The 16,628-nt window shown below is 38.1% G+C and carries 11 protein-coding genes; 10 read left to right on the top strand and 1 reads right to left on the bottom strand.

The window, feature by feature from the left end:
* Positions 1 to 153 precede the first annotated feature (153 nt).
* Both pflB and pflA read left to right on the top strand, forming a co-directional pair.
* The gene (gene pflB, locus HMPREF1140_RS08385) at positions 154 to 2,394 is read left to right on the top strand and encodes a formate C-acetyltransferase (RefSeq protein WP_009663483.1); all 2,241 of its coding nucleotides are present in this window, start codon (positions 154 to 156) and stop codon (positions 2,392 to 2,394) included.
* 67 nt (positions 2,395 to 2,461) lie between these two features.
* Positions 2,462 to 3,199, top strand: a complete 738-nt coding sequence (pflA, locus tag HMPREF1140_RS08380; RefSeq protein ID WP_009663533.1) for a pyruvate formate-lyase-activating protein — start codon at positions 2,462 to 2,464, stop codon at positions 3,197 to 3,199.
* 27 nt (positions 3,200 to 3,226) lie between these two features.
* Here pflA and HMPREF1140_RS08375 read toward each other — a convergent pair whose 3' ends face one another.
* Entirely contained in the window at positions 3,227 to 4,249 is a 1,023-nt protein-coding gene (locus HMPREF1140_RS08375; RefSeq protein ID WP_009663517.1) for a LacI family DNA-binding transcriptional regulator, read from the bottom strand.
* A 262-nt stretch (positions 4,250 to 4,511) separates the two neighbouring features.
* Between HMPREF1140_RS08375 and HMPREF1140_RS08370 the strand changes: the two genes are divergently transcribed.
* From HMPREF1140_RS08370 to HMPREF1140_RS08335, 8 genes are all read left to right on the top strand, one after another.
* The gene (locus HMPREF1140_RS08370) at positions 4,512 to 5,750 is read left to right on the top strand and encodes an extracellular solute-binding protein (protein WP_009663493.1); all 1,239 of its coding nucleotides are present in this window, start codon (positions 4,512 to 4,514) and stop codon (positions 5,748 to 5,750) included.
* A gap of 12 nt (positions 5,751 to 5,762) precedes the next feature.
* Complete coding sequence (locus HMPREF1140_RS08365) at positions 5,763 to 7,142, top strand: carbohydrate ABC transporter permease (protein ID WP_009663510.1); 1,380 nt, start codon at positions 5,763 to 5,765, stop codon at positions 7,140 to 7,142.
* A 2-nt stretch (positions 7,143 to 7,144) separates the two neighbouring features.
* Positions 7,145 to 8,014, top strand: coding sequence for a sugar ABC transporter permease (locus tag HMPREF1140_RS08360; protein ID WP_009663462.1), 870 nt, complete (start codon positions 7,145 to 7,147; stop codon positions 8,012 to 8,014).
* Between the two features lie 2 nt (positions 8,015 to 8,016).
* Positions 8,017 to 9,960, top strand: a complete 1,944-nt coding sequence (gene pulA / locus HMPREF1140_RS08355) for a type I pullulanase (RefSeq protein WP_009663481.1) — start codon at positions 8,017 to 8,019, stop codon at positions 9,958 to 9,960.
* Positions 9,960 to 11,714 carry a glycoside hydrolase family 13 protein gene (locus tag HMPREF1140_RS08350; protein ID WP_009663431.1) on the top strand — a complete coding sequence of 585 codons (1,755 nt, stop codon included), beginning with the start codon at positions 9,960 to 9,962 and terminating at the stop codon, positions 11,712 to 11,714. The genes pulA and HMPREF1140_RS08350 overlap by 1 nt, the downstream gene beginning before the upstream one ends.
* A 17-nt stretch (positions 11,715 to 11,731) precedes the next feature.
* Positions 11,732 to 13,990 carry a glycogen/starch/alpha-glucan phosphorylase gene (locus HMPREF1140_RS08345; protein ID WP_009663459.1) on the top strand — a complete coding sequence of 753 codons (2,259 nt, stop codon included), beginning with the start codon at positions 11,732 to 11,734 and terminating at the stop codon, positions 13,988 to 13,990.
* 10 nt (positions 13,991 to 14,000) lie between these two features.
* Positions 14,001 to 15,467, top strand: a complete 1,467-nt coding sequence (malQ, locus tag HMPREF1140_RS08340; protein ID WP_009663419.1) for a 4-alpha-glucanotransferase — start codon at positions 14,001 to 14,003, stop codon at positions 15,465 to 15,467.
* 193 nt (positions 15,468 to 15,660) lie between these two features.
* Positions 15,661 to 16,628, top strand: a 968-nt coding sequence (locus HMPREF1140_RS08335) for an IS110 family transposase (RefSeq protein WP_035620208.1), incomplete at its 3' end; no start/stop codon positions are given.

Here is a 16,628-nt window from a genome sequence, read left to right as displayed (position 1 = left end):
ATTCCCAGTAAATAGCTAGGAATTGTTTTTTATTGGAAACATGAGAAAAATTTAACAAATATGGCTTGAATAATAAATTTAATGGTGATATTATCAGGACATAAAGAGGTTAGTAAAGCCTAACTAATTTGTTTATTTTAAAAGGAGGTACTTATGTGCTGGGATGGTTTTAAGGGAAGAAAATGGCGTGACGATATAGATGTACGTGATTTTATACAAAATAATTATACAATATACGATGGAGACGAGAGTTTCCTGGAGGGTCCTACAGAAGCTACAAACAAGCTTTGGGGTGAGCTTTCAAGACTTCAAAAAGAGGAAAGAGTTAAAGGCGGAGTCCTTGATATGGAGACAGAAGTTGTTTCGACTCTAACTGCCTATGGACCGGGATATATCAATGAAGATATGAAAGATCTTGAAAAGGTTGTAGGACTTCAAACAGATAAACCTTTAAAGAGAGCTTTTATGCCTTTTGGTGGTATCAAGATGGCAGAGCAGGCAGCAAGTACTTACGGCTATCAGACAAATGAGAAGTTTCATAAGATATTTACAGAATATCACAGGACTCATAATCAGGCAGTGTTTGAGGCTTATACACCTGAAATGCATGCGGCAAGGCATAATAAAATAATTACAGGACTTCCTGATACATACGGTAGAGGAAGAATTGTAGGAGATTACAGAAGGGTTGCACTCTATGGAATAGATTTTCTTATAGAAAAGAAACAGGAAGATTTGGAAAAATGTGGCGACGGTACAATGTTTGATGAAATAATCCGTCAAAGAGATGAACTGGGAATGCAGATAGAGGCTCTTAAACAGATGAAGGAAATGGCTGCAGCATACGGATTTGATATTTCAAAACCTGCAAAGGATGCAAGAGAGGCTGTACAGTGGTTATACTTCGGATACCTTGCGGCTATAAAGACACAAAACGGTGCGGCAATGAGTGTCGGAAGAATTTCAACATTTCTTGATATTTACATTGAAAGAGATTTAAATGCAGGAAATCTTACAGAAAGTGAAGCACAGGAGTTGATAGATCACCTTGTAATGAAGTTCAGAATGGTAAAGTTTGCAAGAATACCTTCTTACAATCAGCTTTTCTCAGGCGATCCGGTTTGGGCTACACTTGAGATGGCAGGACTCGGTATGGACGGAAGGTCGATGGTTACAAAGAATGATTTCAGATTCTTACATACACTTGAGAATATGGGACCTTCACCTGAGCCGAACCTTACCGTACTTTATTCAAGCAGACTTCCAAAGGCATTTAAAGAGTATTCATCAGCGATTTCTATAAGAACAAGTTCTGTACAGTATGAAAATGATGATGTAATGCGTCCGGTATGGGGTGATGATTATTCAATCTGCTGCTGTGTATCGGCGACAGAAACAGGAAAGGAAATGCAGTTCTTCGGAGCAAGAGCAAATCTTGCAAAATGCCTGCTTTATGCTATAAACGGCGGTGTGGATGCAAAGTCAAAAGAGCAGGTCGGACCGGCTTACAGACCTATAACATCTGAATACCTTGATTATGATGAGGTAATGGAGAAATATGATGTAATGATGGACTGGCTGGCAGGACTTTATGTAAATACATTAAATCTTATTCAATATATGCATGATAAGTATTATTATGAGGCTGCAGAGATGGCACTTATAGATACCGATGTCAGAAGAACATTTGCAACAGGTATTGCAGGATTTTCACATGTAGTAGATTCACTTTGTGCAATCAAATATGCCAAGGTAAAGACAATACGTGATGAAAACGGAATAGTGGTTGACTATGAGACAACAGGTGATTTCCCAAGATACGGAAATGATGATGACAGAGCCGATGATATTGCGGTATGGCTTTTAAAGACTTTCCTTAAAAAGGTTAAGAAAAGACATACATACAGAAATTCGGAAGCGACTACATCCATACTTACAATTACTTCAAATGTAGTATACGGTAAGGCGACAGGAAGCATGCCTGACGGAAGAAAGGCGGGAGAGCCTCTGGCTCCCGGAGCAAATCCAAGCTACGGTGCAGAAAAAAATGGACTTTTGGCTTCACTTAATTCACTTACAAAGTTGCCGTATGAGTATGCACTTGACGGTATTTCAAATACTCAGACTATCAATCCGTCAGCTCTCGGACATGGAGAGGATGAACAAAAGAAAAACCTTACTCAGGTAATGGACGGATATTTTGATCAGGGAGCGCATCACCTTAATGTAAATGTTTTCGGTACTGAAAAACTAATAGATGCTATGGAACATCCTGAGAAGGAGGAGTATGCAAACTTCACAATAAGAGTTTCAGGATATGCCGTTAAGTTTATCGACCTCACAAGAGAGCAGCAGCTTGACGTTATTGCCAGAACATGCCACGATAAGCTATAATATAAACTGATTTGATATTTGGCTATGTGAAGTTTACTTTGCATAGCCTTTAGCTTTTGGAGGAAATATGGAAGTAAGAGGAAATATACACTCATTTGAGACATTCGGGCTGGTGGACGGTCCGGGGGTCAGATTTGTTGTATTTGTACAAGGCTGTCCTATGAGGTGTCAGTTCTGTCACAATCCGGACACCTGGTCTACAAAGGAAAATCAGATATTCAGCGCTCAGGAAGTGTTTGACAAGGCAATAAGATATAAGCCGTATTGGAAGGACAACGGAGGGATTACCGTAAGTGGTGGAGAACCCTTACTACAGATAGATTTTGTAATAGAGCTCTTTAAACTGTGTAAAGAAAACGGTGTAAATACCTGTCTTGATACTGCCGGAGGACCTTTTAGTAAAGATTCAAAGTTTTTTGAAAAGTTCAAAATCTTGATGCAATATACGGATCTTATTATGCTTGATATAAAGGAGATAAACAATAAAAGACATGAAATTATAACAGGCATGAAAAACGATCATATTCTTGAAATGGCAAAAACAATGGATGAAATGGGTAAAAAGATGTGGATTCGTCATGTTTTGGTACCTGAAAGAAGTGATTATGATGAGGATCTTGTCAAGCTTAGAGAATTTATTTCTTCATTAAAAAATGTGGAGAAGGTGGAAGTATTGCCATACCACACATTGGGAAGACATAAATGGGATAATCTGGGAATTGAGTATAAGCTTGAAGGTATTGATCCGCCTACGAAGGAAAGGATAGAAAATGCCAACAGGATACTTGATACGAAAAAATTATAACTAAATAAAAAGCGACTTGCCGTGTTATCACAGATTGTCGCTTTTTTTGCCTGTACAGACTTTTGATGTTGTTTTTCTTTCAATAAGCTTTGCATGAAGTAAAAAAGTACTGATGGGTATATTGCTTAAAAGACTTGAGAGGGCAAAGAATCCGCTTTTTCCAAGCTCTATTCTGTCCTGTTTTATTGTAGTAAGGGGCGGTGATGTGTAGGCCGCTATAGGCAAATCGTCAAATCCGATAATACTTACATCTTCAGGCACTTTATAGCCAAGCTGCCCGCACTGAGTTATTGATGCGGCTGCAATATTATCATGGCTGCAGATTATAGCAGTCATTCCGGCTTCCAAAAATCTTGGTAGATGCTTTTCTATACACTCAGACAGATAGTAAGAACAGCCTGTGTTCTCAGGTGTCGTTTTATGGCCATGACTATGCATAGAATGTAAAAAAGCCGCATGTCTCATTTGAAGTACATAGGATCCAAGTGAACCGCTAAGATAAGCTATTTTTTTATGACCGAGATTTGTAAGATGATCAAGAATCAGCTCCATTCCTTCACTATTGTCAATGCCGACATATGCTGTAGACGGATTTCCGGTAACATAGTTATCAAAAAGCACAGCAGGAGTATGACTGTCTTTAAAATCATTAATCCAAGGATCATGTAGTGAGAATCCAAGTACAAATGAACCTGCATAATCATGTTCAAGCATAAAGATATCATATGTCGTATTTTTTTGAAAATCGGTATCAACAGGCACTGTTTCCACCTCAAAGCCTGCAGGCTCTGCAAGCTGACGAAAACCGATGATAATATCATAAGCAAAGTGATGTGGTTCCAAGTACTCTATATTTTCTCTTTCTATTAAAATACAGATTTTTTTTATCGGCTTTTTATATCGCCTCAATTTTGTATAATCCAATGCAACAGCAGTTTCAAGAACTTGTTTGCGTAAAGTTTCGCTAACATCAGGTGCATCATTTAATGCCTTTGACACAGTACTCTTGGAAATGCCTAATTTATCAGCAATATCCTGTATTGTAGTCATAGTTTAATATCCTTTCATATAAAAGAAAATCATTTTTATATCATTATATAGAATAAAATGGTAAAAAGCAACAAAGAACATAATATGGTATTTTTCAAGAATTTCGGAAAGAAAACGAAAATTTTTGAATACTGTATACAGTATTATTTTCTGGCTTTAAAAACATAAAGAAAACATGAAAATTTATTGACTGGAAATTAAAAAAGATATATATTTACATTAACGAAACAATACGAAAATTTAATCAGGAGGTAGTAAGATTATGGTAGGAAGTCTTAAAAGATTTCTAACAGGAATCATGGCTTTGACTCTGGGAGTAGGGCTGACCGCATGTGCCGGCAGTAAAAGCTCAGCCGGAGTAGAGAAAGTCAGGCTGATGGTTTGGTCGCCGTCTGAAGATCAGTCAAAAGACAGTGGTGAGTGGCTTCAGACAATGTGTAAAAATTTTGCGAATGAACATCCGGAATGGGATATCACATTTGTCTACGGAGTTGCAGATGAAGCGACTGCTGCAGATCAGGTATCACAGGATCCGGAAGCGAGCGCCGATGTATTTATGTATGCAAACGATCGTATAAGTAATCTTATCGATGCAAAGGCAATAGCAAAGTTTGGAGGAAAGTATAAAGAGACTATTGAGTCAACCAACTCAAAAGAGCTTTTGGATTCACTTACTGTAAATAATGAGCTTTACGGTGTACCATTTACAACTAACACATGGTATATGTTTTATGACAAGTCCGTATTTTCAGATGATGACATAAAAAATCTTGATACAATGTTGAAGAAGGGTACGGTATCTTTTCCGCTTGTAAATTCATGGTATCTGCCTTCATTCTATCTGGGAAACGGATGTACATTGTTCGGAAATGAAAACGATGAATCAAAGGGTGTTGACTTCGGAGGCGACAAGGCTGTAGATGCCACAAATTATGTTATAGACCTTGCAGCAAATCCTAATTTCAAAATTGATGCTGACGGTTCTGCACTTGCAGGGCTTCGTGACGGAAGTGTAAATGCAATGTTTACAGGTTCATGGGATGCAAATGCAATTAAGGAAGCACTTGGAGAAAATATGGGTGCAGCTTCACTTCCTACATACAGTATTAAAGGTGAACAAAAGCAGATGCTCGCATATGCAGGTTCAAAGGCAATCGGAGTAAATTCTCACAGTGAGCATATGGAACAGGCGGTTGCACTTGCAGTATACCTTGGAGGAATGGAAGCACAGAAAGCACACTATGAGTTGAGAAATGTTATTCCTTGTAATACCGAACTTTTAAAGGATCCTGAGATAGCATCTGATGCACTTGTTTTGGCACAGAACAATACCTTTAACAATACATCAATTCTTCAGCCTTTCGTATCGGCTATGAGTAATTGTTGGAGTCCTGTTGAAAACATGGGCAAGGGAATCAGAAACAAGAGCGTGACACATGATAATGCCAAAGAACAGACAGAAGCAATGAATGCGGCAATGAACAGTAACGGAATAAATTAAGGGGTAAATGTTATGGGTTTATTTAAAAAAAGAGTTAATGAATTTCCGACTCCATACACTTGCACCAATGCAATAAAAGAGGGCGGATTATCAACTAAGCTTTCCATGATCCTGATGGGATTTGGAAATATAGTAAACGGACAGGTTATAAAAGGACTCATATATCTTTTTATAGAGATCGCATATCTTGTCTTTATGTTTGTAAACGGAATCGGCTTTATAGCAGGCCTACGAACACTTGGAAGTATAGAGCAGCAGGAAGTATGGGATGAGGCAAAGCAGATTTATACCTATACAAAGGGCGACCAGTCCATACTTATATTGCTGTACGGTGTGGCCGCAATTTTAATTACCGTTCTTATGGTAGTTATCTGGAGAGGTACATTAAAGAGTGCATACAAAGCTGAATGTCTTCGCAAAGAAGGTAAGCATGTAAATAACTTTGCGGAAGATTTGAAAACACTTTTAAATGAAAATTTGTATCGTCTGTTTATGACACCGCCTACAGCATTTGTATTTATATTTACAATACTTCCTTTAGTATTTATGATCTGTATGGCATTTACAAACTACAGCCGTATAGATAATCATTTAATGCTGTTTGATTGGGTGGGACTTGATAATTTCAAGACTTTGTTTGATTCAAAAAGTATCCTTGGAAGTACATTCTGGTCGGTGCTTGGATGGACAGTTATTTGGGCGTTTTTTGCAACATTCAGTAACTATATTTTCGGTATGATTTTATCACTCCTTATAAACAGAAAAGGAACAAGAGCAAAGGGATTTTGGAGATTTTGTTTTGTACTTTCATGTGCGGTACCTATGTTCGTATCACTTCTTATCATGCGTACAATGTTACAGCCTGAAGGTGCGGTAAATGTACTTCTTAGAAACATTGGCCTTATAGCAAGTGATAAGAGTCTTCCTTTCTTTACTGATCCTACTTGGGCAAGAGTGACCGTTATTATAATAAATATCTGGGTTGGTGTACCGTATACCTTGCTTCAGCTTACAGGTGTATTGCAAAATATTCCTGAGGATCTTTATGAGGCGGCAAGAGTTGACGGAGCAAATGCAATACAGACATTTACAAAGATTACATTGCCGTACATGCTCTATGTTACAACACCTTATTTGATAGTTACATTTACAGGTAATATCAACAACTTCAATGTTATCTACCTCTTGTCGGGAGGAGATCCTGTCACAGATCTCTCTTCAACAGCAGGTAAGACAGACCTTTTGGTTACATGGCTTTATAAGTTGACAATTGACAAACAGTATTACAATATCGGTGCGGTTATCGGTATTATGACATTTGTTATTTTGGCAATCGGTGCACTGTTCACATACAGAAACAGTAAATCATATAAGGAAGAGGGAGGATTCTAATTATGGCAAAGCAATTTCAATCTGCAAAGAAAAAGAGAATGATAAACAACACTATTGTACATATCGTTCTTGCTATATTGGCCGTTATTTGGCTTTTCCCTATATTCTGGGTAGTTTTAACAAGCTTCAGAGCGGAAAAAGGATCATATGTATCAACCTTCTTCCCAAAGGCATTTACACTTGACAACTATGCAAAGCTGTTCAGTGATACAACTATATTAAACTTTCCGCAGATGTTTATGAACACCTTGTTTATCGCAATATGTTCATGTATATTGTCGGCATTTTATGTACTTGCAGTTTCATACTGTCTTTCAAGAATAAAGTTTAAATTAAGAAAGCCTTATATGAACATGGCAATGGTACTAGGACTATTCCCGGGATTTATGTCAATGATTGCTGTGTATTTTATATTAAAGGCAATGGGACTTACAGAGGGAAATCTTATTAAATTGGCACTTATTCTATGTTACTCCGGAGGTGCAGGGCTTGGATTCCAGATTGCAAAGGGATTTTTTGATACAATTCCTGCAGCTATAGATGAGGCGGCGCTTTTGGACGGATGTACCAGATGGCAGATTTTTTATAAGATTACATTACCGCTTAGTAAACCTATTATTGTATATACTGTCTTAACATCATTTATGGGACCATGGCTTGACTTTATCTTTGCGAGAGTTATATGCAGAGCAAACTCGGACCAGTATACGATAGCTATAGGACTTTGGAAGATGCTTGAAAAAGAATATATCGACAGCTGGTACACAAGCTTTGCTGCCGGTGCAGTTCTTATTTCCATTCCGATTGCACTCTTATTCTTATTCATGCAGAAATACTATGTAGACGGCATCTCAGGTGCTGTTAAGGGATAATAATGGAAAATATAATTGAACTCAAAAAATATTACTCTTCAAAGGAGTTTCTTGAAAACTATATTTATGAAGGAAACGACCTAGGTGTGGAATGTAATGAAAACGGGACCACATTCAAACTGTGGTCACCGGGTGCAAAGAGCGTAGTACTAAACTTTTATGAAGCAGGAGACGGCTGTAAGGCTTATGAGCAGATTCCTATGGAAAAAGAGGATAAGGGAGTTTGGAGCTTTCACTCACACAAAGAGCTTCATAAAGTGTACTATGACTATTTGATAAAAAGAGACTCTAAAGAAGTACTAACTGCGGACCCGTATGCAAAAGCATCCGGAGTCAACGGTATAAGAAGTATGGCGGTAAACTTAAAAAAAACCGACCCTAAGGGATGGGAGAATGATAAGGCACCGCAAAAGGATAAAGAAAGAGTTGTGTATGAGCTTCATGTAAAAGAATTTTCCTTTGCCAAGTCGGGAGGTTTCCCTCCGGAGTATCGCAAAAAATATAAAGCTTTTACCTGTAAGCATACAACACTAAATAATGACGGTATTCATCCTACAGGACTTGATTATCTGAAAGAACTCGGTGTTACACATATTCAAATAATGCCGATGTATGATTACGGTTCTGTGGATGAAACAAAAGACTATGAGTTCAACTGGGGATATGACCCGGTCAACTACAATGTACCTGAAGGTTCATATGCTACAGATGCATTTCATGGAGAGGTTCGTATCACTGAAATGAAGGAGATGATACAATCAATCCATGAAGCCGGATTTGGAGTAATTATGGATGTGGTATACAATCATACTTACTCACTTGATTCATGGTTTCAAAGAACTCTGCCTTGGTATTTTTACAGAGTATTTAGTGACGGTAAGGTATCTGACGGTTCCGCCTGCGGAAATGATGTGGCAAGTGAGAGAGCCATGTGTTCAAAATATATTTTGGAGTCTGTACTTTACTGGGCAAGGGAATATCATATTGACGGATTTCGCTTTGATTTGATGGGACTTCTGGATACTGATTTGATGAACAATATCAGAAAAGAGCTTGATATCATATACGGTAAGGGTGAAAAGATAATCTATGGTGAGCCTTGGTCTGCAACAGATACCGCAATAGAGTATAATAAAAAACTTGCAAACAAATACAATATAGCTCTTTTAGATGAAAACATAGGAGTATTTTGTGACAACACCAGAGATGCTATAAAAGGTTCGGCTCTCAGAATAAGAGAAGCAGGATTTGTAAACGGAGGCAAGGATAAAGAGGACGATATACTTGCAAGTATAAGCGCATGGTGTGATCCTAAATACAACAAAGAGTTTAAAGGTGTGAAAGCACCGTCACAGATAGTCACATATGTTTCGGCACATGACAATCAGACACTTTGGGATAAATTAGATTATACAGTCACGGAAGAAGAGGCAATGAGATTAAACAAGCTGGCAGCCGCAATTTATATGACTTGTCAGGGTACTTTGTTTTTCTTATCGGGTGAGGAGTTTTGCAGAACAAAGGCCGGACATGACAATACCTACAATATGCCTATTTCTGTAAACATGCTTGACTGGAGACTTGCATATAAGAATAAGGACCTTGTCGACTACTATAAAGGTCTGATTGCACTTAGAAAGCAAATTTCGGGGCTTTGCGATAAATCTGAAAATAGCTATAAACATATCACCGATATGTGGAAACAAAAGCAGGTAGTAGGATTTAGTGTAAACAGTGATAAGGATTCTTTATGGAGTCAGGTCAAAGTCATTTATAATGCTTCAAAGAAGGACTTTGAAGTTAAGTCTTTAGACGGAGATTTTGAAGTACTTTGTGACGGCAATGACAGTATGCTTTGGAAAAAGAATATAAGCGCAAAGGCTCCTATAAAAGTAGGAAAACAAAGTGTATTGATACTTGGTAAGAAAAGAATAGAGGAGATATAATGGAATTTACCGGTGTATACCATAGAACATCAGAACAGATGAGTTATGCTCTTGATAAGGACAGACTTATTATAAATTTAAAAACAGGATATGATGTTAAACAGGTCTTTATCCACTATGGTGACCCGTTTGAAGCCGGAATACTTGGCGGAAGCGAGAAGTGGACCGGAAAAAGAGAAGAAATAGTATACAAAAAACGATTATCAAATCAGTTGTGGTGGACTACAACTCTTACTCCGATATACAAAAGATGTAAGTATTTTTTTGAACTGCATACAGATGACAGTGTCTGGTATTATTTTGAAGACGGATTTTTAACCAAGGAACAGTTCCATATGGACGGAAGAATGCTGCAATGCTTCATTATGCCGTGGATGAATCCGTCAGATATAAATATTACACCTGCATGGGTAAATGACACCATATGGTATCAGATATTCCCGGACAGATTTTGTAACGGTACTCCGGAAAAAAATACAGATGATATTCTGCCTTGGAGAGATCATGGAAGTGTTAATAATTATGAGAAATTCGGTGGAAATTTGGAAGGAATCAAAAGTAAGCTTGATTACCTGCAAAACCTTGGAATAACAGGCATTTATTTGAATCCTATAATGGAAGCCGAATCTAATCATAAGTATGATACAACAGATTATACAGAGATAGATCCTTCTTTTGGAGATATTGATACCATGAAAGCACTTTGCAAAGAGGCTCATAATAAGGGTATTAGTATTATGGTGGATGCGGTGTTTAATCACTCCGGAAGAAAATTTAGGCCATGGCTTGATGTGCTTGAAAACGGGAAATCCTCAAAGTATGCAGACTGGTTCATGGTTGAAAACTGGGCAGACATTGCAAAAAGAGGAGATACAAGGGATAAGAGGTATTACACTTTTGCATTTACGGACGGTATGCCGAAACTTAACACCAACAATGATGAGGTTATAAACTATTTTTGTAAAATCTGTGAAGATTGGATAAGAGAGTTTGATATAGACGGTATTCGTTTTGATGTAGGTAATGAGGTATCACACAGGTTTTTGAAAAAAATCAGAGAGCATCTAAAGGCTATAAAGCCCGATATTTACCTGCTTGGAGAAATCTGGCATGATGCAATACAGTGGCTTCAGGGAGATGAATACGACTCTGTGATGAATTATCCTCTGCTTAGTGGAATTCATGACTTTTTCCTTGATAAGACAATGAAAAAGCATGAGTTTGAGTATATGGTCAACCGCTGTTATACAATGTATATGCAGCAGTCAAACAATGTTTTATTTAATCTACTGGATTCACATGATACTGAGAGACTTATGAACCGCTTCCATGATTTGGATAAGTTTTATCAGCAGCTTGCAATTCTTTTCACACTTCCGGGAAGCCCTTGTATCTACTACGGTACGGAGATAGCCATGGAAGGTGCACATGATCCGGATTGCAGGAGATGTATGCCGTGGAGTGAGATTGACAGCATTGAAAATGTAGAAAAAATTGCTACAATGAGAAGTCTTATAATGTTAAGGCGCAATGAGAAAATGTGTAGGAGTCCACATTTCCACTTTCCACATAACTATGATAATGACAGATGTGTGGAATATATCAAGATTGATGAAGACGGAAACAGTATGGAAGTCTTAATAAATGCTTCGGAAAATCCGATCAAAATAGATATGGGGAAAGAGATTTTATTTTCACGAAAGTTTGACGGAGAAGTACTTGAAGCAAACGGAACTTTAATCCGTAGGATTTGAAAAAAGGAGAAAAAGGTATGTCATTAGAAGAAATTTTAAAGAACAAACTTGGTAAGGAAATTTCAGCAGCTTCAGATGCGGAAATTTACACAGCACTCTTGAACATTACAAAAGAGAAGATGGAAGGAATGGAGCATAATACAGGAAACAGAAAGCTATATTACATCTCAGCAGAGTTCCTGATTGGAAAGCTTTTATCTAACAATATGATCAATCTTGGAATCTTTGATGAGGTAAGAGATATACTTGCAAAGAATGGCCACGATATAACAGCAGTTGAAGAGGTGGAGCCTGAGCCTTCACTTGGAAACGGTGGTCTTGGACGTTTGGCCGCATGCTTCCTTGACTCTATCGCAACACTGGGATTAAACGGCGACGGTGTAGGATTAAACTATCATGACGGACTTTTCTTACAAAAGTTTGTAGACAATAAGCAGTATGAAGAGAAGAATCCATGGATTACAGACAACAGTTGGCTTACAAGAACTGATGTGAGTTTTGAAGTTCCTTTCAAAGACTTTACTTTGAAATCTACAATGTATGATATAGATGTTCCGGGATATCATCAGAGCAAATGCAATAAATTACATCTTTTTGATATTGACAGTGTGGATGAGTCTATTATAAGAGACGGAATAAATTTTGATAAACATGATATCGGTAAGAACCTTACATTGTTCTTATATCCTGATGACAGTGATGAGGCAGGACATCTGCTCAGAATTTATCAGCAGTACTTTATGGTAAGCAATGCTGCACAACTGATTATAAGAGAAGCTGAAGAAAGAGGTGTAGATCTTTACAGACTTCATGAGCATGTATGTGTTCAGATCAATGATACTCACCCGACTATGGTTATTCCTGAGCTTATCCGTATCTTGACACAGCAAAAGGGCTTCAATATGGATACTGCTATTGATGTTGTAAGAAAGACATGTGCTTATACCAATCATACAATACTTGCAGAGGCACTTGAGAAGTGGCCAATCAGCTACTTGGAGAAGGTAGTTCCACAGTTATTGCCTATTATCTATGAGCTTGATGCCAGAATAAGAAGAGAGTTCAGTGATGAGAGAGTATATATCATAGACAATCAGAACCGTGTACATATGGCACATATTGATATTCACTTCGGATATGCGGTAAACGGAGTTGCGGCTCTTCATACTGAGATTTTGAAAAACTCCGAGCTTAAGCATTTTTATGATATCTACCCTGAGAAGTTTAACAATAAGACAAACGGTATTACATTCCGCAGATGGCTAATTCATTGCAATCATGAGCTTTCAGAGTATTTAAACGAGCTTATAGGACCTGAGTATATGGATAATGCCGAAAATCTTGAAAAGCTTTTAGCTTATAAAGATGATGAGAAGGTGTTAAAGAAGCTTAGAGAGATTAAAAAGGATGCCAAATTAGAGCTTAAGAAGTATTTAAAGCAGACTCAGAATATTGATATTGATGAGAACTCTGTATTTGATATTCAGATAAAGCGTTTACATGAGTATAAGAGACAGCAGATGAATGCACTCTATGCTATTTACAAATATAAAGAAATCAAGAAGGGACATCTACCTAAGCGTCCGATCACAATGATTTTCGGAGCAAAAGCGGCACCTGCTTATACTATAGCAAAGGATATCATTCATTTGATACTTTGCCTGCAGCAGTTGGTGGACAATGATCCGGCTGTAAGTCCATATCTTAAGATAGTTATGGTGGAAAACTACAATGTCACAAAGGCTGAAAAGCTTATCCCTGCTTGTGATATTTCTGAGCAGATTTCACTTGCATCAAAGGAAGCTTCAGGAACAGGAAATATGAAGTTTATGCTAAACGGTGCTGTAACACTTGGTACAGAGGACGGTGCCAATGTAGAAATTCATGAGCTTGTAGGTGATGAAAATATCTATATCTTCGGTAAGAAGTCTGAAGATGTAATAAAGCTCTATGAAACAGCTTCATATAGTTCTGCCGATATCTATGACAACGACCCTGAGGTGGAGGAGTTGGTAGACTTCATTATCAGCAAAGAACTTATTCGTATCGGAGACCCGATGAATCTGTGCAGACTTTACAAGGAAATTGTAAATAAAGACTGGTTTATGGCACTCCTTGATGTAAAGGATTATATAAAGACAAAAGAGCAAATGCTAAATGACTATGAGGATGAGACAGCTTGGTCAAAGAAAGCTCTTGTAAATATGGCAAAAGCAGGATTCTTCTCATCAGACAGAACCATCGCGGAGTACAACAAGGATATCTGGCATTTATAAGGAGTATTGAATGAAAAAAACAGGAATTTTAATGCCGGTTTCAGCTCTCCCTTCTACCACAGGTGTGGGGGAGCTTGGATGGGCTTCTTATCAGTGGATTGATATAATGAAGGAGAATGGCATAAAGATCTGGCAGATTTTACCGCTAAATCCTGTAGGTTTTGGAAACTCTCCTTATCAACCATACTCTTCATGTGCAGGTGATGAGCTTTATATCAGCCTTGACTTGCTTTTCGAAGCAGGACTACTTGATAAGAAACCTGATAAATTTAGAGAAAATGCAAAAAGAGTTGATTATACAGCTGTAAGAGCTTTTAAAGAGAGTTACCTAAGAGAAGCCTTCGAAAATTTTGTAGCCGGAGACGGACAAAAAGATCCTGCATATGTAGACTTTATGTCACAGGATTGGGTATATACCTATGGTGTATTCCGTGCCCTAAAGCTTGACAACAACGGTGATTGCTGGAATGATTGGAAGGCTGATGACAAGAATTGGTCAGGAGATAAGAGTGTACTTTCTGAGAATGTAGAAAAAGAAGCAAGATATCAATGCTTTATTCAATATATTTTCTATACTCAGTGGATGGATGTAAAAAGATATGCCAATGAAGCAGGCATTGAAGTTATGGGCGATGTGCCTTTCTATGTCGGACTTGACTCTGTAGATGTATGGTCAGGTAAGGACAATTTCTTACTTGATACCGACGGAAGACCGCTGTTTATTGCAGGTGTGCCGCCTGATTATTTCAGTGCTACAGGACAAAGATGGGGAAATCCTATCTATGATTGGGACTACCTAAAGAAACACAAATATAAGTTCTGGGTGGATAGAATAGGATACAGCAATAAGTTATTTGATATCATCCGTATCGATCACTTCCGTGCATTTGATACTTTCTGGAAGATACCTGCATCATGTCCTACAGCTATTGACGGAGAATGGGTTGAGGCTCCGGGCTATGAAGTGATAGATACCCTAAATAAGGAGCTGCCTGGTGTAAATCTTGTAGCTGAAGATTTGGGAGAATTGCGTCCTGAGGTATTGGAGCTAAAAGATCACTATCACTTAAAGGGAATGAGAATCCTTTTATTCTCCATTGATACAAAAGGAAAGTATGCAAAAGATATATCAAATGATATAGAAAATGTTATTTTCTATACAGGAACTCATGATAATGATACTTTGATGCAGTGGTATGAAAGCCTGACTGTGGCTGCAAAGAGAAAGGTCAGAGAGTTTTTAAAGAAGCAGGGTATAAAGGCAGGCAATATAAAGGACAGACTTTTGACCTATGTGTTAAATAGTAAGGCAGAGTATGCCATCATACCTTTGGCTGATATCATCGGACTTGGTAAAGAAGGTCATATCAATACACCGGGAACAGTCGGCAGCCCGAACTGGGAATGGCATATGGTAGACTTCAAAAAGGCCAAGGAAGAACTTGCAAGATATAAAAATTTGATAATGAACAGATAATAGAAAGTGTCAAGACTCTTTGAAGTTGAAGAGTTTTGACACTTTTTTGCTATAATTATAAAATAAATGAATAGCTTCCTGTATAATTCAAAGTGTAGAAAGTAAATAATTTTACAAAAATAGATACCTAAGTTAAACTGTCATTGCTGACCGGCCAGTTAGCAAATGAACAGAATAAGGAAGGTATCTAAAAATTAATTCTACACAAAATAAGAAGATTGAGCAAGTAAAAGAAACAACAATGATTGTTGGCATTGATGTTGGCAGTGAGAAGCATTATTTCAGAGCTTTTAACTGGAGAGGCATCGAGCTTACTAGAAAGCCTGTAGCGTTTTCAAACTCTATGGAGGGATTCAACAGCTTTTACAATACGATTGTGGAACTGATGCAGAAAAGTGAATTTGAAGAGGCACTGGTAGGAATAGAGCCAACCGGTCACTACTGGTTTGATCTTGGGCAGTTCATGGGTGAAAAGAACATAAAGTTTGTGATGGTAAATCCGCACCATGTGCATAAGACCAAAGAATTAGATGACAATAGTCCATCTAAAAATGACAGAAAAGATCCTCGTGTTATTGCAGGGCTTGTAAGGGATGGACGATATTTTTATTCATATATGCCGACAGGTGTATATGCAGAACTGCGGAATGCGTCAAACCGCCGGTTTGTGCTTGTAGAAGAACAGACAAGGGCGAAGAACCGTCTGCAGAAGTGGGTTGCAGTGTATTTCCCGGAATATAAGGGGATTTATACACACATAGATGCCAAGGGAGGTCTGCTGGTGTTAAAGCAGGCACCAACTCTTGAGGAGATAGTAAGACTAGGAGTGGAAGGTATCATAAAGATATGGAAAGACGCTAAACTCCGAGGAAATGGGCATAAGAAGGCTATGCTGATTCTGAATGCAGCCATGAAAAGCATAGGATTAAAAGCAGGTCTTACAGAAGCTCGGATGGAGATACAGGATCTGATAGAGGATTATGAACTCCAGACAAAACGCCTTGAACGGGTCAATGACCTGATCAAAGAACTGTGCCAACAGGTCAGGTATGCGGATAAGCTGCTTGAAATAAAAGGTATAGGAATAACAACCGTAGCTGGTTTCATAGCAGAAGTTGGTGATATCACGCGCTTTGATAGCACGAAAGAACTTCAGAAACT

Origin of the sequence: Lachnoanaerobaculum sp. ICM7, from assembly GCF_000287675.1 — a bacterium.
In the GTDB taxonomy this organism is placed as follows: domain Bacteria; phylum Bacillota; class Clostridia; order Lachnospirales; family Lachnospiraceae; genus Lachnoanaerobaculum.
Note: the sequence above shows the minus strand (reverse complement) of the source record. Positions and strands in the feature narration are given on the sequence as shown.